22 protein-coding genes are annotated in these 22,620 nt (G+C 61.4%); 5 read left to right on the top strand and 17 right to left on the bottom strand.

Annotated elements, in window-relative coordinates; genetic code table 11:
• Window positions 1-49: 49 nt before the first annotated feature.
• From DD235_RS08125 to DD235_RS08105, 5 genes are all read right to left on the bottom strand, one after another.
• Complete coding sequence (locus DD235_RS08125) at window positions 50-691, bottom strand: tRNA-uridine aminocarboxypropyltransferase (protein WP_109061585.1); 642 nt, start codon at window positions 689-691, stop codon at window positions 50-52.
• Entirely contained in the window at window positions 688-1,569 is an 882-nt protein-coding gene (locus tag DD235_RS08120) for an NAD-dependent epimerase/dehydratase family protein (protein WP_109061584.1), read from the bottom strand. The genes DD235_RS08125 and DD235_RS08120 overlap by 4 nt, the downstream gene beginning before the upstream one ends.
• A 6-nt stretch (window positions 1,570-1,575) precedes the next feature.
• The gene (gene argG / locus DD235_RS08115; protein ID WP_109061583.1) at window positions 1,576-2,910 is read right to left on the bottom strand and encodes an argininosuccinate synthase; all 1,335 of its coding nucleotides are present in this window, start codon (window positions 2,908-2,910) and stop codon (window positions 1,576-1,578) included.
• A 156-nt stretch (window positions 2,911-3,066) separates the two neighbouring features.
• A complete protein-coding gene (gene argF / locus DD235_RS08110) occupies window positions 3,067-4,011 on the bottom strand; it encodes an ornithine carbamoyltransferase (protein WP_109061582.1) in 945 nt (314 codons plus the stop codon).
• 64 nt (window positions 4,012-4,075) lie between these two features.
• On the bottom strand, window positions 4,076-5,251 hold the full coding sequence (locus DD235_RS08105; protein WP_109061581.1) for an aspartate aminotransferase family protein: 1,176 nt from the start codon (window positions 5,249-5,251) through the stop codon (window positions 4,076-4,078).
• A 154-nt stretch (window positions 5,252-5,405) separates the two neighbouring features.
• Here DD235_RS08105 and DD235_RS08100 point away from each other — a divergent pair, with 154 nt between their 5' ends.
• Window positions 5,406-5,696 (top strand): DUF3579 domain-containing protein, encoded by a 291-nt coding sequence (locus tag DD235_RS08100; RefSeq protein ID WP_109061580.1) that lies wholly within the window; start codon window positions 5,406-5,408, stop codon window positions 5,694-5,696.
• A 44-nt stretch (window positions 5,697-5,740) separates the two neighbouring features.
• On the opposite strand, the gene DD235_RS08095 is transcribed toward DD235_RS08100, so the two are convergent.
• From DD235_RS08095 to DD235_RS08050, 10 genes are all read right to left on the bottom strand, one after another.
• A complete protein-coding gene (locus tag DD235_RS08095; RefSeq protein ID WP_109061579.1) occupies window positions 5,741-6,700 on the bottom strand; it encodes a 2-hydroxyacid dehydrogenase in 960 nt (319 codons plus the stop codon).
• Window positions 6,701-6,809: 109 nt separating this feature from the next.
• Window positions 6,810-7,073 (bottom strand): 30S ribosomal protein S20, encoded by a 264-nt coding sequence (gene rpsT / locus DD235_RS08090; RefSeq protein WP_109061578.1) that lies wholly within the window; start codon window positions 7,071-7,073, stop codon window positions 6,810-6,812.
• 108 nt (window positions 7,074-7,181) lie between these two features.
• A complete protein-coding gene (gene murJ / locus DD235_RS08085) occupies window positions 7,182-8,747 on the bottom strand; it encodes a murein biosynthesis integral membrane protein MurJ (protein WP_109061577.1) in 1,566 nt (521 codons plus the stop codon).
• Between the two features lie 18 nt (window positions 8,748-8,765).
• The gene (locus DD235_RS08080) at window positions 8,766-9,524 is read right to left on the bottom strand and encodes an SDR family NAD(P)-dependent oxidoreductase (protein ID WP_109061576.1); all 759 of its coding nucleotides are present in this window, start codon (window positions 9,522-9,524) and stop codon (window positions 8,766-8,768) included.
• Window positions 9,525-9,595: 71 nt separating this feature from the next.
• Window positions 9,596-10,252, bottom strand: coding sequence for an adenylate kinase (gene adk, locus DD235_RS08075; protein WP_109061575.1), 657 nt, complete (start codon window positions 10,250-10,252; stop codon window positions 9,596-9,598).
• 99 nt (window positions 10,253-10,351) lie between these two features.
• Window positions 10,352-11,122 carry a 3-deoxy-manno-octulosonate cytidylyltransferase gene (kdsB, locus tag DD235_RS08070; protein WP_109061574.1) on the bottom strand — a complete coding sequence of 257 codons (771 nt, stop codon included), beginning with the start codon at window positions 11,120-11,122 and terminating at the stop codon, window positions 10,352-10,354.
• Window positions 11,119-11,292, bottom strand: coding sequence for a Trm112 family protein (locus DD235_RS08065; protein ID WP_109061573.1), 174 nt, complete (start codon window positions 11,290-11,292; stop codon window positions 11,119-11,121). The genes kdsB and DD235_RS08065 overlap by 4 nt, the downstream gene beginning before the upstream one ends.
• Window positions 11,293-11,346: 54 nt before the next feature.
• Complete coding sequence (gene lpxK / locus DD235_RS08060; RefSeq protein WP_109061572.1) at window positions 11,347-12,381, bottom strand: tetraacyldisaccharide 4'-kinase; 1,035 nt, start codon at window positions 12,379-12,381, stop codon at window positions 11,347-11,349.
• Window positions 12,378-12,791, bottom strand: a complete 414-nt coding sequence (locus DD235_RS08055; protein ID WP_109061571.1) for an ExbD/TolR family protein — start codon at window positions 12,789-12,791, stop codon at window positions 12,378-12,380. The genes lpxK and DD235_RS08055 overlap by 4 nt, the downstream gene beginning before the upstream one ends.
• Window positions 12,788-13,396 (bottom strand): MotA/TolQ/ExbB proton channel family protein, encoded by a 609-nt coding sequence (locus tag DD235_RS08050; protein ID WP_109061570.1) that lies wholly within the window; start codon window positions 13,394-13,396, stop codon window positions 12,788-12,790. The genes DD235_RS08055 and DD235_RS08050 overlap by 4 nt, the downstream gene beginning before the upstream one ends.
• 347 nt (window positions 13,397-13,743) lie before the next feature.
• On the opposite strand from DD235_RS08050, the gene xseA reads away from it, so the two are divergent.
• Entirely contained in the window at window positions 13,744-14,943 is a 1,200-nt protein-coding gene (gene xseA / locus DD235_RS08045; protein ID WP_275667546.1) for an exodeoxyribonuclease VII large subunit, read from the top strand.
• 29 nt (window positions 14,944-14,972) lie between these two features.
• Here the strand turns inward: xseA and DD235_RS08040 are convergent, their stop codons facing one another.
• The gene (locus tag DD235_RS08040; protein WP_162300446.1) at window positions 14,973-15,434 is read right to left on the bottom strand and encodes a DUF192 domain-containing protein; all 462 of its coding nucleotides are present in this window, start codon (window positions 15,432-15,434) and stop codon (window positions 14,973-14,975) included.
• Between the two features lie 50 nt (window positions 15,435-15,484).
• A complete protein-coding gene (locus DD235_RS08035) occupies window positions 15,485-15,727 on the bottom strand; it encodes a cold-shock protein (RefSeq protein ID WP_109061568.1) in 243 nt (80 codons plus the stop codon).
• 196 nt (window positions 15,728-15,923) lie between these two features.
• Here DD235_RS08035 and clpS point away from each other — a divergent pair, with 196 nt between their 5' ends.
• From clpS to putA, 3 genes are all read left to right on the top strand, one after another.
• Window positions 15,924-16,238: an ATP-dependent Clp protease adapter ClpS gene (clpS, locus tag DD235_RS08030; RefSeq protein ID WP_420810458.1), complete on the top strand. Its 315-nt coding sequence runs from the start codon at window positions 15,924-15,926 to the stop codon at window positions 16,236-16,238.
• Between the two features lie 87 nt (window positions 16,239-16,325).
• Window positions 16,326-18,629 (top strand): ATP-dependent Clp protease ATP-binding subunit ClpA, encoded by a 2,304-nt coding sequence (gene clpA / locus DD235_RS08025; protein ID WP_109061566.1) that lies wholly within the window; start codon window positions 16,326-16,328, stop codon window positions 18,627-18,629.
• Window positions 18,630-18,731: 102 nt separating this feature from the next.
• The gene (gene putA, locus DD235_RS08020) at window positions 18,732-22,580 is read left to right on the top strand and encodes a trifunctional transcriptional regulator/proline dehydrogenase/L-glutamate gamma-semialdehyde dehydrogenase (RefSeq protein WP_109061565.1); all 3,849 of its coding nucleotides are present in this window, start codon (window positions 18,732-18,734) and stop codon (window positions 22,578-22,580) included.
• Window positions 22,581-22,620 lie beyond the last annotated feature (40 nt).

Raw genomic sequence — 22,620 nt, 5'->3', positions numbered from 1 at the left:
GCAGGTATGACTCGGGCCTGCGTCTTTGCCAGGACTGAATGCGATCGCCTCAGTGTGAGGCACCCATGGCCGCAGCCTGCAGGGCGAGATGGCGCGCATAGGTGGCTTCGCCCATGGACTCGATCTGTTGCTCGATCATGGCATCGAAAAGATGCAGTACTGGCTGAAAGTTCACATCGGGTTCGAAAATCTCGAGCGTTCGCACGATGGCTTCCAGCGTGCTGACCGCACCCGGTTGAACTGCACGTCGCAGTCGGTAGCGCGATGGCATGCCTTCCGGCAGTACCAGGCGTGGCAGGCTTGCCAGCAATGCGTGAGAACGGACCAGACGGCCAGCCTGACGCCAGGTGCCGTCCGGCACGATCAGCAGGTCCGGCCAGGCGAATGAGGGGGTGGGATCAACCCCGGAGGTCGGCAGCGTCATGGCTTGCGGACCTGGGAACAGCAGGCAGGGGGCGCGTGCCTGTGCCAGTCTCTGTGGCAGGTCTTCGAAGCTGTGGCCAGTCCATATCTCGGCCTGCTTCAGGCTCAGTGCTGCCAGGCGAGCGGTATTCAGTGGATGACGCTGCTCGTCGGGATGCTGCAGGATCAGGATGGCCGTCTGGTGCGATACAGAATGGATATGCCGACAGAGGCAGTGTGAGGCAGGCCGCTGGCAGCGTACACAGCGTGGACGGACCGCTGCTGTCATTGTGGCGTGTGCTGGGCAGCCTTGATCAGCGAGGCATAGGCTGCCAGGGGATCGGGCCAGTGCAATTCGAATCCGCTGGCAAGCAACCGGGCATTTGACAGGCGCTTGCCACAGGTATGTGGTAGAGCCTCTTCGGCAGGTGCAGGTGCGCCGAGCATGGTCGCCAGTGCCTCATAGAAGGTCCGCATGGATTGCGGGTGTCCATCACTGCCGATATAGCAGGACGCTGCTTCGGGCAGCGCCAGGAGATGTACGCAGGCGCGCGCGGCATCGTCGATATGAATCCGGTTGATCCAGCGTGGCTGAGCCATGGGAGGGATGTGTGCATGGCCTGCCAGCAGTCGGCGCAGCAAGTACGTGCGTCCGGGGCCATACAGGCCGGCACAGCGCAGTGTGACGGTACGGGCAGGGAGGTGCTGCTGGAAGCGTTGTTCGGCTTCCAGCAGGATCTGTCCATTGAAACTGTCGGGCGTTGTCGGTGTCTGTTCGTCGGTCCAGGCGGGCGCTGCAGTGGCATCCATGCAGTCATCTGCATAGACCGCGGTGGAGGATACGAAGAGCAGGCGTTCGAGCGCTGTGGTATCGAGCCCTGCCAGCAGTATGTCAGGGGCCGTGATGAAGATGCGCCGGTAGGCATCGGCATGACGGGCATCCGGTGTGGCAGCGTAGATAATATGGGTGATGCCGCGAGGTAATGCGGCAATACAGGCCGGGTCGGTCAGGTCGCCTGCCAGCCATTCGATATGGCTGGCTGTGGGGGGCGGCTGGCGGCGTACGCCGATGATCCTGGCATCGGGAAAACGCGCCAGGAAATGGCCGGTAGCCCGCTGTGCCAGATCACCGGCACCTGCCAGCAGCAGCGTCTTGCGGGCCACCATATGCCTTTACTTGTCGTCGTGCTTGAGTTGCGGCAGCGGGGCATTGCCGCTGGCCGACAGCAGACCCGTTTCGACATAAGTGAACAGCTTGGCGCGGGTGTCGGTGATGTCGAGATTGCGCATGGTGAGCTGGCCGATACGATCCAGCGGCGAGAAGCTGGACTCGCCCTTTTCCATGGTCAGGCGTTCTGGCATGTAGGTCAGGTTGGGCGACTCGGTGTTGAGGATCGAGTAGTCGTTGCCGCGACGCAATTCGAGCGTGACTTCGCCGGTGATGGCGCGGGCCACCCAGCGCTGTGCGGTTTCGCGCAGCATGATGGCCTGGGGGTCGAACCAGCGGCCCTGATACAGCAGACGACCCAGGCGCAGACCGTTGATGCGGTATTGCTCGATGGTGTCTTCGTTGTGGATGCCGGTCACCAGGCGTTCGTAGGCAATGTGCAGCAGCGCCATGCCCGGGGCTTCGTAGATGCCGCGGCTCTTGGCCTCGATGATGCGGTTTTCGATCTGGTCGCTCATGCCCAGGCCGTGGCGGCCACCGATGCGGTTGGCTTCCAGGAACAGCTCGACCGCGTTGGCGAAGCTCTGGCCATTGAGCGCGACCGGTTGGCCTTCCTCGAAGCGGATGGTCACGGTTTCGGGCTTGACCTCGACATCGTCACGCCAGAAGGCCACGCCCATGATCGGCTGGACGATTTTCACACCGGCATTCAGGTATTCGAGATCCTTGGCTTCATGGGTGGCCCCCAGCATGTTGGAATCGGTCGAATAGGCCTTTTCTGCCGACATCTTGTAGTCGAAGCCATGCTGCTGCATGTATGCCGACATTTCCGAACGGCCACCGAGTTCGTCGATGAAGGCCTGATCCAGCCAGGGCTTGTAGATGCGCAACTGGGGGTTGGTGAGCAGGCCGTAGCGGTAAAAACGCTCGATGTCGTTGCCCTTGAAGGTGCTGCCGTCGCCCCAGATGTGCACATCGTCCTGCTGCATGGCGGCGACCAGCATGGTGCCGGTCACGGCGCGACCCAGCGGCGTGGTGTTGAAATAGGTGATGCCACCTGTGGAAATGTGGAAAGCACCGCATTGCAGGGCGGCAATTCCTTCGGCTGCCAGTTGGCTGCGGCAGTCGATCAGGCGGGCATCTTCAGCGCCATAGGCTTTGGCACGCTGCGGGATCGAATCGTAGTCGGATTCATCGGGCTGCCCCAGGTTGGCCGTGTAGGCGTAGGGGATGGCTCCGTTGTTGCGCATCCAGAGAATGGCGGCGCTGGTGTCGAGACCGCCGGAAAAAGCGATACCGACCTTCTGGCCGGCGGGAAGATGCGGAAGAATGGTGCTCATAATGCTCTTAGCCTGATGAAATTCGAAAAAATGAATGTGGGCAGGGTGACCTGTCGGTGCGGCTGTCCTTGTGAATCGTGACAAGCCCGGCGTCAACCCGTGATTTTAGCGCGTTTGTGCCGTGCTGCCCGGGCGCGGGCGGCACGGCGGGCCGTGTCAGTCCTGCTGACCGAGCAGCAGGAATTCCATCAGCGCCTTCTGGACATGCAGGCGGTTTTCGGCCTCGTCCCAGACCACGCTCTGCGGGCCGTCGATCACATCGCCGGTGACTTCCTCGCCGCGATGGGCTGGCAGGCAATGCATGAAGATGGCATCGGCGGCGGCACCGGCCATCATCTCGGCGTCCACGCACCAGTCCTTGAAGGCGGCGCGGCGGATGTCATTTTCCTGCTCGTAGCCCATGCTGGTCCAGACATCGGTCGTGACCAGGTGTGCCCCCTGGCAGGCTTGCTCGGGGTTGTCGAACTCGCGCAGCACCTTGGGATCGGGGTGACCGATACGCTCATGGTCTAGGCGATAGCCCTCGGGGGTGGAAACATGCAGGGTGAAACCGAGGAGTTCAGCCGCCTGCAGCCAGGTGTACGACATGTTGTTGGCATCACCGATCCAGGCCACCGTCTTGCCGGCGATGTCGCCGCGATACTCGATGAAGGTCATGATGTCGGCCAGGATCTGGCAGGGATGGAACTCGTTGGTCAGGCCGTTGATGACCGGCACACGCGAGTGCGCTGCGAAGCGCTCGATCCGGGTCTGCTCGAAAGTACGGATCATGACGATATCGACCATGCGCGAGACGACGCGGGCGGTATCCTCGATGGGTTCCGAACGACCCAACTGGGAGTCGTTGGTAGTCAGGTGAATGACCGAGCCGCCGAGCTGGTACATGCCGGCCTCGAACGACACGCGGGTGCGGGTGCTGGCCTTTTCGAATACCAGTGCCAGGGTGCGGTCATGCAGTGTATGGTGGGGCTGGTAGCGCTTGAACTTGTTCTTGATCAGTGCGGCACGGGCCAGCACGTAGCGGATCTCGTCGGCCGAAAAATCGCGCAACTGGAGAAAATGCCGCAGCGGTGCGGCTTGCGAGGGTGCGGGAGGTGTCATGGCAATGAATCCTTCGGTAGCGTGCCCACCCTGTTGCCAGGGCGAGACATCGGGCGTGCGGTTTTCAGGCGGCGAGAAAGTCCTTGATCAGCGGCACCAGGGTGGCAACGATGTGGTCGGCTTCCTCGCGCTTCAGGATGAGCGGAGGCAGCAGGCGCACGACCTTGTCGCGAGTGACGTTGATCAGCAGGCCGGCCTCGGCTGCCTTGGCGACCAGAATACCGCAGGGGCGATCCAGTTCGATGCCCAGCATCAGGCCACGCCCTCGGACCTCGACGACGCCGTCCATACCGGCCAGTGCCTGCTCCAGTGCTTCCTTGAGGTAGGAACCAACCTGGGCGGCGTTGTCGAGCAGTTGCTCTTCCTCCAGGGCTGATAGTACGGCCAGACCAGCGGCACAGACCAGCGGGTTGCCGCCGAAGGTACTGCCGTGGTTGCCCGGGCCGAATACGCCTGCGGCCTTGCCTGCCAGCACGACTGCACCGATGGGCACGCCACCGGCCAGGCCCTTGGCCAGCGTCATGACATCAGGGCGGATCTCGGCCCACTGGTGGGCAAACCACTTGCCGGTACGGCCGACACCGGACTGGACTTCGTCGATCATCAGCAGCCAGCCGCGCTCGTCGCAGAGCTTGCGCACGGCACGCAGGTAGTCGAGATGGCTTTCGCGGATACCGCCTTCGCCCTGCAGAACCTCAAGCAGGATGGCGTTGACGCGGGGCTCTGCTGCCGCCGCATCGACAATGGCCTGCAGGTCGTTCTGCGGTACGTGGATGAAGCCGGTGGGCAGGGGCGTGAAGCCCTTGCTGGCCTTGGTGCTGCTGGTAGCGGCCAGGGTCGCCAGCGTGCGGCCATGCCAGGCCGAGTCCAGCGTGATGATGTGGGCGTGCTCGTTGCCGTTCTGGTGACCGTAGAGACGGGCCAGCTTGATGGCGATCTCGTTGGCTTCGGAGCCGCTGTTGCAGAACGCGACCTCCTGCATGCCCGACAGCATGGCAATGCGTTCCGCCAGTGCCGTCTGTTGTGGCACCTCGTAGATGTTGGAGGTGTGGATCACGCGTGCGGCCTGTTCAGCGATGGCCGATACCAGGCGCGGGTGCGCATGCCCCAGGCAGGAAACCCCGATCCCAGCCAGGCCGTCGAGATATCGTCGGCCGTGCTCGTCCCAGAGCCAGACTCCTTCACCGTGGGTGAAGGAAATGGGAAGGCGGGCGTAGATATTGGCTAGGGGAGATGACATACCTCAATGCTCCAGGCAGGACGTTGAAAGAAAGCCTGATCGGGCTTTCAGGAAAACTCTAATCATATACAATTCGCTACGCGGACGACACAGGAACTGCGCATTCTTCGCGCAGCTATCGTTATTTCCGTCGCCCGACTGCAAAAGAGTGGCTATGACAGAACAAGCGCGGCAATTGATCATTCATGGTACGACACTGGCGGGGCATCGTTTCAGGCCCAGCGACTGGGCTGAACGACTGGCCGGTGTCATGTCCCAGTTCCGTCCGGCAGGATCCGCCGGCAGCCATCTGACCTATTCTCCCTATGCCGTGCCGCGTGTGATCAATGGCGTCAACTGTGTGGTGGTCGACCACCGCCTGCGCGCGCTGGAACCGCTGGCCTGGAAATTCGTGATCGAATTTGCTCGCGACAATGGCCTGACCATCGAAGGCGAGCTGGAATGAGAAAGGAGCCCGATCGGGCTCCTTTCTCATTGGGTTGACAGGACTCAGACGGGGGTCAGCACCTTGCCGGTCTCGAAGAATGCCTGGAGATTGTGCAGGACCAGTTCGGCCATGGCGGCACGGGTTTCGTGAGTGGCGCTGGCAATGTGCGGCAGCAGCACCACGTTGTCGAGCGATCGCAGCGCGGCAGGTACCTGGGGCTCATGTTCGAACACGTCAAGGCCGGCGGATCGCAATTTTCCCTGTTGCAGGGCCTGGATCAGGGCCGTTTCGTCGATGACGCTGCCGCGCGAGATATTGACCAGGATGCCGTCCGGGCCGAGCGCCTCAAGTACCGATGCATTGACCAGGTGATGTGTGCCGGCACCGCCGACGGTGGCAATCACCAGGAAGTCGGCCCAGGCTGCCAATGCAGTCAGGCTGTCGGCGTATGCCCAGGGCACGTCGTTGCGGGCATGGCGGTTGTGGTAGCGGATTTCCATGTCGAAACCCTGGCCTCGCCTGGCAATGGCTTCGCCGATGCGACCCAGCCCCAGGATGCCGAGTTTCTTGCCGCTGACGCGATTGCCCAGGGGAAAGCTGCCATGCACCTGACCCCAGTGTCCCTCGCGCACGAAGCGGTCACCTTGGGCAATACGGCGCGATGCGGCGATCATCAGCCCCCAGGCCGTGTCGGCCACGCAATCGGTCAGTACGTCGGGCGTGTTGCTGACCAGTACGCCATGCTCGCGTGCAGCGGCGATATCGATGGAGTCATAGCCGACGCCCCAGCTGCAGATAGCCTTGAGTGCCGGCATGGCTTCGATGATCTGGCGTGTGCAGCCGTAATTGGCTGTCGTGACGATGGCCGTGATGCTGCCGGCTTCGCGCCGGAGGGCTGCAATGGGATCAGCTTCTTCCCAGAGTCGGAAGGGCTCGAAATGGGCGTCGATCAGCGGTTGGGCGACGGGTGAGCCGCTGAGCGGCCCGATCTGGACGATGCGGGGTTTTGATGCGGGTGCCATGATGATGCGGTCCGGGTTGAAAACCCAAGTGTGGCACGATCAGGCAAATAGCAAAAGCCCCTCTGATGGAGAGGGGCTTCGTGCAGCATCCGTCAGAGACGGGCAGGGATCAGGCCAGTGCCTTGATCGCGGCTGCCAGGCGGCTCTTGTGGCGAGCGGCCTTGTTCTTGTGGATGATGTTCTTGTCGGCCACGCGATCGATCACGCTGCTGGCCTTTTGGTACACGGCGGCAGCCTGTGCCTGGTCGCCGGTCTCGATGGCTTGGCGCACGCGCTTGATGGAGGTGCGCAGCATCGAACGCAGGCTGGAGTTGTGCTTGTTGCGTGCAACGGATTGACGGGCGCGTTTACGTGCTTGTGCGGTGTTTGCCATGTGTGTGTACTTTGAGAACTTTAGAAAAACACGCTGAGCCAGCGGCGCAACGCATATTGTAATTAGCAAAGCTATAGATTATATCAGTCTGTGCCCGGTGCGCAACTGTCACTGTTGGAATCTCGCACGGGTGAGATCGCGTGGGCGCAGTCCGAACAGGGCCAGCACGCCGAAATAGACGGCTGCGGCGGCACCGATGACACAGCACAGCAGTCCTGCGCGCAGCCAGGGCTGGGGTTGCAGGCCGACCCAGTCGATATGTGCGTTCAGGAAATGGAGTACCGCGCCCATGGCCAGCAGGGCCGGCAGCAGGCGCAACATGAAGCCGAACCAGCCTGCGGCGGGCTGGTAGCTGCCATGACGGCGCAGCCCGATCAGCAGCAGGGTAGCGTTGAGACAGGCTCCCAGTCCGATGGCCAGTGCCAGGCCGGCATGGGCGAGGCGGGGCACCAGTACGATATTGAGCAACTGGGTGGCGATCAGGCAGATGATGGCGATCTTGACTGGGGTGCGGATATTCTGGCGGGCATAGAAACCGGGGGCCAGGATCTTGATGGACAGCAGACCGGCCAGTCCCGCGCCATAGGCCATGACGGCGTAACGTGTCTGGAGCACATCGGCAGCGCTGAAGGCTCCATAGTGGAACAGCGTGGCAACCAGGCCTTCCGACAGCAAGGCCAGTCCAAGCATTGCCGGCAGCCCCAGCAGCAGAACCAGCCGCAGGCCCCAGTCCAGCAGGTTGCTGTAGTCCCTGGTGTTGCCGGAGGCATGCGCCCGTGACAGGGCAGGCAGCAGCACGGTGCCCAAGGCAACGCCGAGCAGGGCACTGGGAAACTCCATGAGCCGATCGGCAAAGGAGAGCCAGGTCACGCTGCCTGGCGTCAGCCAGCTGGCGATATTGGTATTGATCAGCAATGAAATCTGGGCGACCGAGACACCCAGTATCGCGGGCAGCATCTGGCGCAGGATATGGCGCACCGTGGGGTCCTGCCATGCGGCGCGAGGCGTAGTGCGCAGCAGGCGTGGTGTCAGACCCAGCCGGGCCAGGGCCGCCCACTGGACAGCCAACTGAAGCACACCACCGACCATGACGCCGATGGCCAGCGCATAGACGGGTGGATTTATGTGTGCCGACAGCAGCAGGCTGGCGGCGATCATGGACAGATTGAGCAGTACTGGCGTGAAGGCCGGTACGGCAAATTTCTTCCAGGTATTGAGTACCCCCGAGGCAAAGGCCACCAGAGACATGCAGAGGATGTAGGGGAACATGGCCCGAGTCATCCATACAGCCGCCTCGAAACCGTCTGTGTTGCCCGAGGCACGCAGACCGCTCGCCATGGCAGATACGACCCAGGGTGCGGCCAGGATGCCGAGCAGGGTGACGGTCATCAGTGCCAGCGTCAGGATCAGGGCGACGCGATCCAGCAGCGTGCGAACTGCCTCATCGCTGTGCTGGGTGCGCGCAGCTCCCAGAATCGGCACGAATGCCTGTGCAAAGGCACCTTCCGCAAACAGGCGGCGCAGCAGGTTGGGGATGCGGAATGCGATCCAGAATGCATCCGTGAGCGGGCCCGCACCGAAAGCACGGGCTATCAGAATATCGCGGACCAGGCCCGTGATGCGCGAAACCATGGTCAGGCTGCTGACGGTGGCAGCGGAACGAAACAGACCCATCGAGTTATCTGGCTGGTGTTAGTTTGGGGGCATCCTGATGGCACCATCGAGACGGATGGTTTCGCCATTCAGCATGTCATTGACAATGATCTGATGCACCAGCCGGGCATAGTCTTCGGGACGGCCCAGGCGGGGCGGAAAAGGAATGGAGGCGGCCAGACTGTCCTGGACCTCCGGTGGCATGCCTGCCATCATGGGGGTGGCAAAAATGCCGGGGGCGATGGTCATGCAACGGATGCCGTCACGGGCCAGGTCACGGGCAACCGGCAGGGTCAGCCCCACGATGCCGGCCTTGGAGGCGGCATAGGCAGCCTGGCCGATCTGGCCATCGTAGGCCGCCACGGAAGCGGTATTGATCAGTACACCGCGCTCCCCGGTGGTTTCCGGGGTGTTGAGTGCCATGGCAGCTGCAGCCAGCCGGATCATGTTGAAGGTGCCGATCAGATTGACGGCGATCACTTTCTGGAACATGTCCAGCGTGTGCGGGCCGTTGCGGCCAACGGTGCGGGCTGCGGGTGCGATGCCGGCACAATTGATCAGGCCGGCAAGCGGACCCAGTTCGAGCGCGGCGGCAATGGCAGCCTGTGCATCGTCTTCGCGTGTCACATCGCAATGTACGTAATGTTGTCCCTGCTCCTGTGCCAGTGCGCGTCCGGCCTCGTCCTGCAGGTCGGCCAGCACGACGTGGGCACCGTGCTCGGACAGCATGCGCACGGCACCGGCACCCAAGCCAGATGCACCGCCGGTCACGACGAAAACCTTGTCAGCGATCTGCATGGGTGCACTCCTGTCGGGGGAACGGGACGGCTCCGTATGCCTGCTGGCAGGCGGAGCCGAGATGACTGGATTCAGTCCTTGAGGGCTGCAAAAATGCGCTCGCGGATTTCATCCACGCTGCCGACACCCTGGACGGTACGGTAGCGAGGGGCGCGTGCCGGTTCGGCTGCGGCCCAGGTTGAATAGTAGTCTACCAGCGGACGGGTCTGGTTTTCATAGACATTCAGGCGGTTGCGCACCGTCTCTTCCTTGTCGTCGTCGCGCTGGATCAGCGGCTCGCCGGTTTCGTCGTCCAGCCCTTCGGACTTGGGCGGGTTGAAACGGATGTGGTAGCTGCGGCCGCTGGGCTGGTGGACGCGGCGACCGCTGATGCGGTCGATGATGTCTTCGCCCGGCACCTGAATTTCGACAACGTAATCCAGACCGACGTTGGCATCCTTGAGCGCATCGGCCTGCGGGATGGTGCGGGGGAAACCGTCGAACAGGTAGCCCTGGGCACAGTCCGGCTGTTGCAGGCGATCCTTGACCAGGCCGATGATGATGTCGTCGGACACCAGGCCACCTGCATCCATGATCTTCTTGGCTTCGATGCCCAGGGGCGTGCCGGCCTTGACGGCAGCGCGCAGCATGTCGCCCGTGGAAATCTGGGGAATGCCATAGTGCTGGGTGATGAAGGCGGCCTGGGTGCCTTTACCGGCACCGGGGGGGCCAAGCAGAATAAGACGCATGATGACTCCTGATTGGATTGAGACAAAGTATGAATTTTGGTCTGCTGCATTATGCCGCAATGCAGCAAATGATGCGGCGATCCTGACTGCGCGTTTACCCTAGGTCGGCTTGGCGAAATGACCCCGGATCCGTTCCAGATCTGCCGGGGTGTCGATGCCGGGCAGGGCCGGCTGCGCCGTCTGGTGGACAGCGATGCGGAAACCGTGTTCGAGTACGCGCAGTTGTTCGAGGGATTCGATCTGTTCGAGATGGCCGCGTGCGAGCATGGGGTAGCGGCGCAGAAAGCCGGCCCGATAGGCATACAGGCCGATGTGCTGCCAGCCTGCCAGCGATCCAGGCAATGTCATTCCGGTCTGATGAGAGGCCAGGGCATCGCGTGCCCAGGGCATCGGCGCACGCGAGAAATACAGTGCATGGCCGCTGTTGTCGCAGACCACCTTGACGATATTGGGGTCGAACAGATCCTCGGCGCGGCGGATCGGACTGGCGCAGGTCGACATGACGGCATCGGGGCTGTCGGCGAGCAGTTGGGCTGCCTGGCGCACCAGTTCGGGTTCGATCTGGGGTTCGTCGCCTTGCACATTGACGATGATCTGCTGGTCGTCCAGAGCCAGCAGGTCGCAGGCCTGTGCCAGCCGGTCGGTGCCGCTGGGATGGTCGTTGCGCGTCATCAGGGCCTGGCCACCGTGGCGCTGCACCGTATCGAAAATTCGCGCATCGTCGGTCGCGACCCATACGCCGAGCGCGCCGGCCTTTTCGGCCTGGCGAATCACGCGCACGATCATGGGCAGGCCGGCAATGTCGGCCAGCGGTTTGTCAGGCAGCCTGCTGGAGGCGGCCCGGGCCGGGATGATGATGTGAAAGTTCATTCATCGGCCGCCAGCGGGCGGGCCTCGCTTTCGAGCAGGACAGGGATGCCGTCCCGGATCGGGTAGGCCAGTCGGGCCGCCCGCGAAACCAGTTCCTGCTTCTGGCGGTCATACTCGAGCCTGCCTTTGCAGACAGGACAGACCAGGATATCGAGCAGACGAGCTTCCATAATTTGAATTGCCTTGAAAATGCAGTCGGCGCAACAGGCGCGGCGACGGTTGCATTAGTGTATGACAATTTTTTGGAGGAGGTCTTGAGGAAACGCAGGATCCGAGAACCGAGCGTCGACATCCAGATACCATAGGCGTGGATCCTCGATGTGGCGGCATTTGACCGCATCCTTGGCCGTGATAAGAATGAGATCCGCGTCGATATCCAGGAAAGGGGATTCGCTGTAGGGATAATGATCGGGCAGGGCGACAGTCTGTGCCAGCCGGATGTCGTGACGGCTGAGCGTGTCGAAAAATCGGGATGGCTGGCCGATGCCTGCGACTGCTGCCACCCGGGCGCTGGCGGACTGGGTGGCCAGATCTGCCAGCGTACGGCGTGCGGCACCCTGGACATGAATGAAGTCGCCAGGTTGCAGGTGCATGACGATGCGATGCGGGGCGCTGCCCGCATGACGGGAATGGGCCGGCTGCTGGCCGGGTGGCAGGTTGTCGATCACGACATCAACCTGCGCCAGCCTGCTGGCCGGTTCGCGCAAGGGGCCGGCCGGCAGGAGCCAGCCATTGCCCGAGCCGCGTTCATCCTGCACGACAATCTCCAGGTCGCGTTGCAGGGCCAGGTGTTGCAGCCCATCGTCCGAGACGATGATGTCCGTATCGGGAAAAGCCTGCAGCAAGGTGCGTGCTGCCAGTACCCGCAGCGGATGTACCGAGACCGGCGCATGGGTTTTCTGGCTGATGAGAGCGGGCTCATCGCCGAAATCTGCAGGGGCAAGCGCGCCTCGGCCAGTCCTGGGCAGTGCCCCAGGTTCCACGCCATAGCCGCGGCTGATGACCCCTGGATGATAGCCCTGAGCCTGCAGTGCCTGGACCAGCGCGATTACGACCGGTGTTTTGCCGGTGCCGCCCACATATAGATTGCCCACGATGATCACTGGCACTGGTGCGCGCCAGCTGAAGCGCCAGCCATGCCGATAGGCCTGCCGTTTGCCGGCGACTGCCAGTGCGGTGAGCAGTGAAAGGGGGTAAAGCAGGCAGGCCAGCCAGTCGCGACGCAGCCAGTGCCGATGTACAAAGGCGTGCAGCTTCATTGTTGCTGGGTGGCAAAGGCAATGCGACTGAGGCCAGCCTGGCGGGCTGCTTCCATGACGGTCACCACGGATTGGTGCGGTGCCTGGGCATCGGCATGGATAATCAACATGGCATCGCTGTGGCCGTTTGCACGTGCTTGCAACGCCGCAACCAGTTCGGCAGGGCCACTTGCAGAGAGCAGTTCGCCATCCAGGGCATACAGACCATCGCTGCTGATGGCGAAGACCAGGGCGTTACGGGTGCTGTCGGCGCTGGCCTGGGCCGAGGGCAGTGCAACGTCGAGTTGGCTGAAGCGCGCGAAGGTGGTGCTCGTGGCCAGGAAAATCAGCATGACGAGCAGAACGTCGATCAATGGAATGACATTGATTTCAGGCGTCTCATCCCTGGAGGAAGTACGGCGAAAATTCATTGGATGGTGTTGGCGCGGGTCAGTGTGCTCAGTCGGGCGGCCTGGCGTTCCATCTCGTCGAGATAAATATCCGTGCGTGAGCGGAAAAAGCGGTGAGCGACCAGCGCCGGAATGGCAATGAGAATACCGAAAGCCGTATTGTAGAGCGCAACCGAGATGCCGCGCGCCATCTGGGTCGGATCGCTGCCGGTCGGGGTCCAGGCACCGAAGATCTCGATCATGCCGATGACGGTGCCGAACAGGCCCATCAACGGTGCGGCGACGGCAATCGTTGCCAGGGCGGGCAGGTAGCGTGAAAGCTGAAAGGCAACCGCGTGGCCGGCATCTTCAACATACTGGCGCTGCCGCTCCGGGGTATCGGTGCGATGCTCCAGCACGGCTGCCAGCACCACGCCCAGGGGGGAGGTGTCGTGCAGGCGGGAAAGTGCTTCCGGATGCGTCTGGCGACGCTGCAGCATGTCGGCGGCCTGTTCGGCTAGGCCGGCAGGCAGAATGCGTGTACGTCGCAGCGACAGGCTGCGCTCGATGATCAGCGCAAGCGTGAGAATGGAGGTGGCAAGCAAGGGCCATACCGGCCAGCCGGCGGCGACGATCAGTGAGAACAACGGGCGCTCCGGTAATGTGGGCGAGGAATAATCGTGACTGTAATGGTGCGCCGGCCAACAGGCAAGTCCGACCGACGGAAAACTATCCACAAAAATTGTGGATAAGTCTGTGTGAAACTTCGTGAAATTGCATGGGGGCGGCGTGTGAGGCTAGCGTGCTGAAAAAATGAGCAAAATCTTGTTTTTAAGTAATTCTTTTTAAATTCAATTGGTTATGGTGTTTTGTTCAGGTTCGGGCTGATGTTTTGATGGTTTTCGAATGCGTTGTATCATGCGCCTGCGTTCGCGCTTTTCTGTGGATAGCCAAGTCTGTCGATGTGGGTTTGCTTTGAAATCAAGGGGTTGTTTTGACGTCCGCCATCCTGAGTGTTTCTCAACTGAACCGTCTGGTCGCCGGGCAGTTCGATGCCATGCCGGCGGTCCAGGTGGCCGGGGAAATATCCAATTTCACCTGCGCAGCATCGGGGCATTGGTACTTTACGCTCAAGGATGAGCGTGCTTCCGTGCGTGTGGTGATGTTCCGCGGCCGAGCATCTGCTGTAGGCTTTACTCCCAAGGCCGGCGATCGTGTCGAGATTCGTGCGCGCGTCACACTTTACGAGCCGCGAGGCGACTATCAGCTGCAGGCCGAAGGCATGCGCCGGGCAGGCCTGGGTGATCTCTACGAAGCATTTCTGCTGCTGAAGGGGCGTCTCGAAGCAGAGGGCTTGCTGGACGCTGCGCGCAAGCGCGAGATGCCGGTCTGGCCGCGCGCCATCGGAATCGTGACCTCGCTTCAGGCGGCTGCGCTGCAGGATGTGCTGACCGCTTTGCGGCGGCGTGTGCCCCATATTCCCGTTTATATCTATCCTGCGCCTGTCCAGGGGGCTGATGCTGCCGCACGCCTGGTGCAGGCGCTGGGTCAGGCGCAGCGTCATGCAGAGGCCGATGTTTTGCTGTTGGTGCGTGGCGGTGGCAGCATCGAAGATCTCTGGTCGTTCAATGATGAAGGATTGGCGCGCGCCATCGCAGCCTGCGATATTCCCGTGGTGAGCGGGGTAGGGCATGAAACGGATTTCACGATTGCCGATTTTGTTGCCGATCTTCGTGCCCCCACGCCGACGGCAGCTGCCGAGCTGTGCTGCGAGCCTCGCCAATATTGGCTGGATCGGGTCGGCAGTGCCGCGGTGCGCATTGCCCAGGCGCAGCGGCGTCAGCATGAGAGGGCGGCACAACGGCTTGATCGGGCTGTGGCGTCCTTGCTTTCACCGGCACAGCAACTGGCATTGCAGCGCCAGCGTCTGCGCATGGCCTGCCATCGCCTGCAGCGTGCCTGGCGAGGCGGGATGTCGGTCTGGGCCGGACGGCTGGAAGCGCAGCGTGCCCGTTTTGGGGCGCTCGATCCCCGGCTGGCATTGCAACGTGGCTATGCCATTGTGCGGGATGGCGAAGGCCATGTCCTGGATTGCGGTGAGGGGTTGGCGGCTGGTGATATTATCCGTATCGAGTTTGCCGCCGATACGGCCACCATCAGCATTGCTGCTGTCGAGCACGAGACCAAGCCTTAGATTGCGTCTATTGCCTTCTTTGGGGGGCTTTATCGCGGCAGCCCGCTCAGTTGTGCGTTAACAGACAGGTGGCGGGCTGCGAACCAGCCCTGTTCCATTTCAAGTGCGTAGCGAACGGGCTCGGCGGAGCAATGGGGGGTCTCGGTGTAGGGGGCCATGTCGGCGATATTGGCAATCGTGCCGTCGTCGCGGATGAAGGCGATGCTCAAGGGCAGGGGAGTGTTGCGCATCCAGAAACACAACGTGTCGGGTGTCGAGTAGACAAACAGCATGCCGTGATTCGGTGCCAGCGCTTGCCTGAACATCAGCCCGCGTTGTCGGGTGGCATCGTTGTCGGCGACCTCGGCATGGATCAGATGAATGCCCGCATTCATCCTTATAATGGACAGTGCTGGATTGCCCGCTGGCGCGGCGTGGCTGTAGGGGAGTCCAAAGCCGGCCAGTAGAATGAGAAAGAAGACTCTGCGTACAGCACATCGTAGATGTGCCATGCGCAAAAGTCTTCCGCAGATCATTGGATCTGAATTGAGGTGCACGCGATTCAGGCCGAGGTGATATTCAGGGCTTGCTTGCCTTTCGGCCCCTGGATAATCTCGAATGCAACGCGTTGACCTTCCTTGAGGGTCTTGAAGCCATTCATCTGGATCGACGAAAAATGTGCGAACAAGTCCTCTCCGCCATCTTCGGGTGTAATAAAGCCGAAACCCTTGGCATCATTAAACCATTTGACGATGCCCAGGGACTTGGGGGAAGAGTCTCCGAGCGTGGGGGTGGTGTCTAACATGGGAACTGCCTCTGAAAGCGAATTGATACTAAAGATCTTTGCAACGGGGGGATGTTGCGCCGGTCTTTATTCCTGATGTACCAACTCCTGGATCAAGAAAATCAGGAATACTGAATCATCTGACGATTTAAGGGTAAACGTCAAGTATGGAAACCACGAATATCATAAAATAATGTGGATGTGATTATTCATATATATAAATATGGCTGCTGATTTGCAATTGAGCCCTGTGGTGGAAAGCCATCAGGCACAGGTGGGACCACCCCCCATGTATCAGGTTGTCCTGCTCAATGACGACTATACGCCGATGGACTTCGTCATCATGATTTTGCAGAAGTTTTTTGCCAAGACCGACGAAGAAGCGACGCATATCATGCTGCGCGTGCATCATGAAGGGCGGGGTACCTGTGGTGTCTTCAGTCGCGACATTGCCTCGACCAAGGTGTCCCAGGTCGTGCGCTGTGCCCGCGCCAGTCAGCACCCTTTGCAATGTATTATGGAAACTGTCTGAAACTTGCCTGTCTGTGTCGATGGCGTCAGCCTGGTTTGAGCATAGAATACAGGCTGGCATGTCGCTTCAGAGAATGACGGAGGAAGCGTGATTTCCCAGGAACTAGAAGTCAGTCTGCATCTGGCCTTTGTCGAGGCACGTTCGGCACGGCACGAATTCATCACGGTCGAGCACCTCCTGTTGTCGCTGCTCGACAATGGCGCTGCGGTCGATGCGCTGCGTGCCTGCGCGGCCAATGTCGACGAGCTCAGGCGACACCTCCGGCAGTTCGTGGCCGAGAATACGCCTGTCGTACCCGAAGGGCATGAGGTCGATACTCAACCCACGCTCGGCTTTCAGCGTGTCATCCAGCGCGCGATCATGCATGTGTCCTCCAGCGGCACCTCCAAGAAAGCCGTCAATGGTGCCAATGTGCTGGTGGCGATTTTCGGTGAAAAGGATTCCCATGCCGTGTTCTTCCTGCAGCAGCAGGGCGTAACGCGGCTGGATGTGGTCAATTTCCTGTCGCATGGCATCACGCGTGTTGCGGCACCCGAGGAACCGGCGGCCAGTCCACGTCCTGCTTCGGCACCGGGGGGCGCGGCCGAAAGCGATGGCAAGCAGACCCCGCTTGAGCAATATGCCCAGAACCTCAACCAGCAGGCCGAGGATGGTCGTATCGATCCGCTGATCGGTCGTGATGAAGAGGTCGAGCGCGTCATTCAGGTGCTGTGCCGCCGCCGCAAGAACAATCCGCTGCTGGTGGGCGAAGCTGGCGTTGGCAAGACTGCCATCGCCGAAGGATTGGCCTGGCGGATTACCCAGGGTGATGTGCCTTCCGTGCTGGCCGATGCGCGTATCTATGCGCTCGATATGGGTGCGTTGTTGGCAGGTACAAAATATCGCGGGGATTTCGAACAGCGCCTCAAGGCCGTGCTCAAGCAGATCCGAGATACGGCCCAGGCGGTGTTGTTCATCGACGAGATTCATACACTGATCGGGGCCGGCTCGGCCTCGGGCGGTACGCTCGATGCTTCCAACCTGCTCAAGCCGGCCCTGTCGTCCGGGCAGCTCAAGTGCATCGGTGCGACAACATATACCGAGTATCGCGGGATTTTCGAAAAAGATCAGGCGTTGTCGCGTCGATTCCAGAAAATCGACGTGCCCGAGCCCAGTGTCGAACAGACCATTCAGATCCTCAAGGGGCTGAAAACCCGTTTCGAAGAACATCACGGCGTACGCTATTCGGCTGCTGCCCTGGTGGCTGCGGCGGAACTGTCGTCCCGCCATCTGAACGACCGGCACCTGCCCGACAAGGCTATCGATGTCATCGACGAGGCGGGTGCCGCTCAGCGTTTGTTGCCCAAATCGCGCCAGAAAAAAGTGATCGGCAAGGGTGAAATCGAAGCCATTGTCTCGCGTATGGCTCGCATTCCGCCGCAATCGGTGTCGACAGATGACCGCCACCGTCTGGCAACGCTCGAACGTGACCTCAAGGCAGTGGTGTTTGGCCAGGATACGGCTATTGAAGCTCTGGCAGCCGCCATCAAGATGGCGCGCTCGGGGCTGGGCAAGCCGGACAAGCCGATTGGGGCTTTTCTGTTCTCGGGGCCGACAGGCGTGGGCAAAACCGAAGTGGCCCGCCAGCTTGCCTTCACACTGGGCATCGAGCTGCTGCGCTTCGATATGTCTGAATATATGGAGCGGCATGCTGTGTCGCGCCTGATCGGGGCCCCTCCCGGCTATGTCGGTTTCGATCAGGGAGGCTTGCTGACCGAGGCTGTCACCAAGCAGCCTCATTGCGTCCTGCTGCTCGATGAGATCGAGAAAGCGCATCCGGATGTATTCAATATCCTGCTGCAGGTGATGGATCATGGCACGTTGACCGATAATAACGGGCGCAAGGCCGATTTCCGCAATGTCATCCTGATCATGACAACCAATGCCGGTGCCGATGCCATGAATCGTCGCGCCATCGGTTTTTCCGGGGCGCACAAGCAGGGCAACGAAATGGCGGATATTCAGCGTGCTTTCACGCCCGAGTTCCGTAATCGGCTGGATTCGATCATTCCATTCGCGCCGCTTGATCGCCAGATCATCCTGCGCGTGGTCGACAAGTTCCTGATGCAGCTTGAAGATCAGTTGCACGAAAAGCGGGTTGATGCCGTGTTTTCCGAGCGTCTGCGCGGCTATCTGGCCAAACATGGCTTTGATCCGCAGATGGGCGCGCGTCCCATGCAGCGTCTGATCCAGGATACGATCCGGCGTGTGCTGGCCGATGAGCTACTGTTCGGCAGGCTGGCGTCGGGCGGTAATGTCACGGTGGATCTCGATGAGCACGACAAGGTGTTCCTGTCGTTTCCCGATGCGCCGCAGGCCGTGGCCGAGCAGGAGGCTGCGCTGACCGATTGATGTGAGGTGCAACCCTAGGGTAAACACCGATCAGGTCGGGTTGCACCTCGCCTTATACTCTGTTATCTGATTGATTCAATACTAAAATTCAGGTGCAGAGACATGGCCAGTACGACGCTGGGTATCAAGGTGGACAGTGCCTTGCGTGAACGGTTGAAGGCAGCGGCGGAGCAACTGGGCCGCACGCCTCACTGGTTTCTCAAACAGGCCGTGATCGCCTATCTTGAGCAGGTCGAGGCAGGTCGACTGCCGCCGGAGCTGGTCCACCTGTTGGGGCAGGATGGGGTGCAACTCGAGGCCGGTGCCGGTGCTACTGCCCTGGCACTGCCCGCAGGTCAGGCCATTCAGCAACCTTTTTTCGAATTTGCCCAGGGGGTGGCGGCGCAATCCGTGCTGCGCGCCGCCATCACTGCGGCCTATCGTCGTCCCGAACCCGAGTGCGTGCCATTGCTGATCGAGCAGGCACGCGATCTGGTGACGCCCCGGGTGACTGCGCTGGCCGAGACGCTGGTGGTGGCCTTGCGCGGCAAGCGGCGCAGCGGCGGCGTGGAAGGGCTGGTCCAGGAGTTTTCCCTGTCGAGCCAGGAGGGCGTGGCCCTGATGTGCCTGGCCGAGGCATTGCTGCGAATTCCCGACCGCGCCACGCGCGACGCCTTGATCCGCGACAAGATCAGCGGCGGAGATTGGCAGGCGCATGTCGGGCATTCCGCATCTTTGTTTGTCAATGCGGCGACCTGGGGGCTGGTGTTGACTGGTAAGCTGGTCAGTACCAACAGCGAGCAGAGTCTGTCCAGGGCGCTGACGAAGCTGATCGGCAAAGGCGGCGAGCCCTTGATCCGCAAGGGTGTGGATATGGCCATGCGGATGATGGGCGAGCAGTTCGTGACCGGAGAGCGTATCTCCGAAGCGCTCGCCAACAGCCGCAAGTTCGAAGCCATGGGGTTTCGCTATTCCTATGACATGCTGGGCGAGGCGGCCACCACATCGGAGGATGCTCAGCGATACTACGGTGCCTACGAGCAGGCGATCCATGCCATCGGTATGGCATCGAACGGGCGTGGCATCTACGATGGGCCGGGCATTTCCATCAAGCTCTCGGCATTGCATCCGCGCTATGTCCGCGCCCAGCAGGAGCGGGTCATGGCCGAGTTGCTGCCCCGTGTGCTGGCATTGGCGCAATTGGCCCGTCACTACGATATCGGCATGAATATCGATGCAGAGGAGTCGGACCGGCTGGAGATCTCACTCGATCTGCTTGAAGCGCTGTGCTTTGATGACACCCTGCAGGGCTGGAATGGTATCGGTTTCGTGGTGCAGGCGTACCAGAAACGGGCGCCGTACGTAATTGATCATGTAATCGACCTGGCACGTCGCAGCCGGCACCGTGTCATGGTGCGGCTCGTCAAGGGGGCCTACTGGGACAGCGAGATCAAGCGTGCCCAGATCGATGGTCTGGAGGGTTATCCGGTCTATACGCGCAAGGTCTACACCGACCTGTCCTATCTGGCCTGCGCGCGCAAGCTGCTGGCTGCGCCCGAGGCAGTCTTTCCCCAGTTCGCCACGCATAATGCCCAGACGGTGGCGACCATTTATCATATGGCCGGACAGAATTATTATGCCGGTCAGTACGAATTCCAGTGCCTGCACGGCATGGGCGAGCCGCTCTACGAAGAGATCGTGGGGCCGGTGGCGCAGGGTGGACTCAACAGGCCCTGTCGTATCTATGCACCGGTCGGCACGCATGAAACCTTGTTGGCCTACCTGGTGCGACGGCTGCTCGAAAATGGTGCCAACACCTCTTTCGTCAACCTGATCGGCAATGCCAATATCGATATTGCCACGCTGGTGGCCGACCCAGTGGGGCAGGCGCTCAAGCTGTCGCCTCCCGGTCTGCCACATGAGCGGATTCCCTTGCCCAGGGATCTGTTCAGGATCAACGGTCAGGGGCGGCTCAATGCGGCTGGCATCGATCTCGACAACGAGCAGCGCCTGGCTTCGCTGGCACCGGCCTTGCTGGGCAGTGGCACGCAGAGTTGGCGTGCAGCGCCGGTGCTGGGAGATACTGAAACGGCCTGGGACGATAGTCGCAGCCGTGCCGTGCCGAATCCTGCCGATCACCGGGACATCGTGGGTCATGTCATGGATACCGGCCCTGACGAGCTTGAGCGGGCCTTGCGCATGGCGACGCACAGCGCGCCGATCTGGCAATCCACACCTGTGTCGGAGCGGGCCCAGTGCCTGATGCGCGCCGCTGACTTGCTGGAGGCACGCATGCCGCATCTGCTGGGGCTGATCGTGCGTGAAGCGGGAAAAACCTTGCCCAACGCAGTGGCCGAGGTCCGGGAAGCGGTTGATTTCCTGCGCTACTACGCGGATCGTATCCAGCAATCCTTTTCCAACGATACACACCGGCCGCTTGGTGTGGTGCTGTGCATCAGTCCCTGGAATTTTCCGCTGGCGATCTTCACGGGGCAGGTGGCGGCGGCACTGGCAGCCGGTAATACGGTGCTTGCAAAGCCAGCAGAGCAGACTTGCCTGGTGGCGGCGCAGATGATCGGCATCCTGCACGAGGCCGGCATCCTGCGGGGGGCCGTGCAGATGGTGCCGGGCGATGGAGAACGTGTCGGTGCCACACTGGTGGCCGACCGGCGAGTCCATGGCGTGATGTTTACCGGCTCGACTGAAGTGGCGCAGGGCATTGCCTGCGCCCTGGCGCAACGACTCGATGATCGCGGCCGTACGATTCCTCTGATCGCGGAAACCGGCGGGCAGAATGCCCTCATTGTGGATTCATCGGCCCTGGCCGAGCAGGTCGTGGCCGATGTGCTGGCATCTGCCTTCGATTCGGCGGGACAGCGCTGCTCGGCGCTGCGGCTGCTCTGCCTGCAGGAAGAAATTGCCGATCGCACACTGACCATGTTGCGCGGAGCGATGCGGGAACTGATCATCGGCAATCCAGACAGGCTGCAGACGGATGTCGGGCCGGTGATCGATCAGGCAGCACAGGAGGCCATTCTTGACTATATCGAATCCTGCCGTGCGCAGGGCTGTGTCGTGGATCAGGCCGTACTGCCCGAGCAGGGATTGCCAGGGACATTCGTCGTCCCGACCCTGATCGAGATCGATACCGTATCGCGTCTGGGGCGTGAGGTGTTCGGTCCGGTGCTGCATGTGCTGCGCTACCGGCGCGAGGCGCTGGGTACGCTGATCGACGATATCAATGCCACTGGCTACGGGCTGACTTTCGGTGTGCATACGCGCATCGACGAGATGATCGAGTTCGCCACGCAGCGAATACGGGCCGGCAATATCTACGTGAATCGCAACGTCATCGGTGCCGTGGTCGGTGTGCAGCCGTTCGGTGGGGAAGGGCTGTCCGGCACGGGGCCGAAGGCGGGTGGGCCGCTGTACCTGTACCGCCTGCTGTCGGTGCGACCATCCTCGGCGCTGCAATCGATCGTGCCGGATGCGCAGGCATTGCCTTGCGTGCAGGCGTTGCCTGGGCCCACAGGTGAGCGCAATGCCTGGATACTGCGGCCACGCGGTACCGTGCTGTGTGTTGCTGCTACTGCCGAAGGGGCGCAGGTGCAGTGGGATGCGGCCAAGTCCTGCGGCAACCGGGCGATGTTGGCAGGGAATGGTGTCGTGCAGCAATGGTGGACCGCCCTGCCGGAAGCCGAGCGTGCGCAGATCGGCATGGTGGGCGACGGTGATATCGACACGCTTGACGGTATTCATGCCGTGCTGTTCGAGGGCGACAGCGATGCGCTGTTGTGCCTGAATCAGCGCATCGCAGCCCGGCCCGGTCCGATCCTGTCGGTGCAGGGGCTGACTACCGGCGAGATACAGTCGGGAGCGCGCTATGCCTGTGACCGGCTGGTCAGCGAGTGTGCTCTCAGCGTCAATACGGCTGCGGCAGGCGGTAATGCCAGCCTGATGAGCATAGGTTGAGCCGACAGGGTCCAAGACTTACAGTTGCGAAAGAACGTTA

Source organism: Corticimicrobacter populi (assembly GCF_003123725.1).
Lineage (GTDB): Bacteria > Pseudomonadota > Gammaproteobacteria > Burkholderiales > Burkholderiaceae_B > Corticimicrobacter > Corticimicrobacter populi.
Note: the sequence above shows the minus strand (reverse complement) of the source record. Positions and strands in the feature narration are given on the sequence as shown.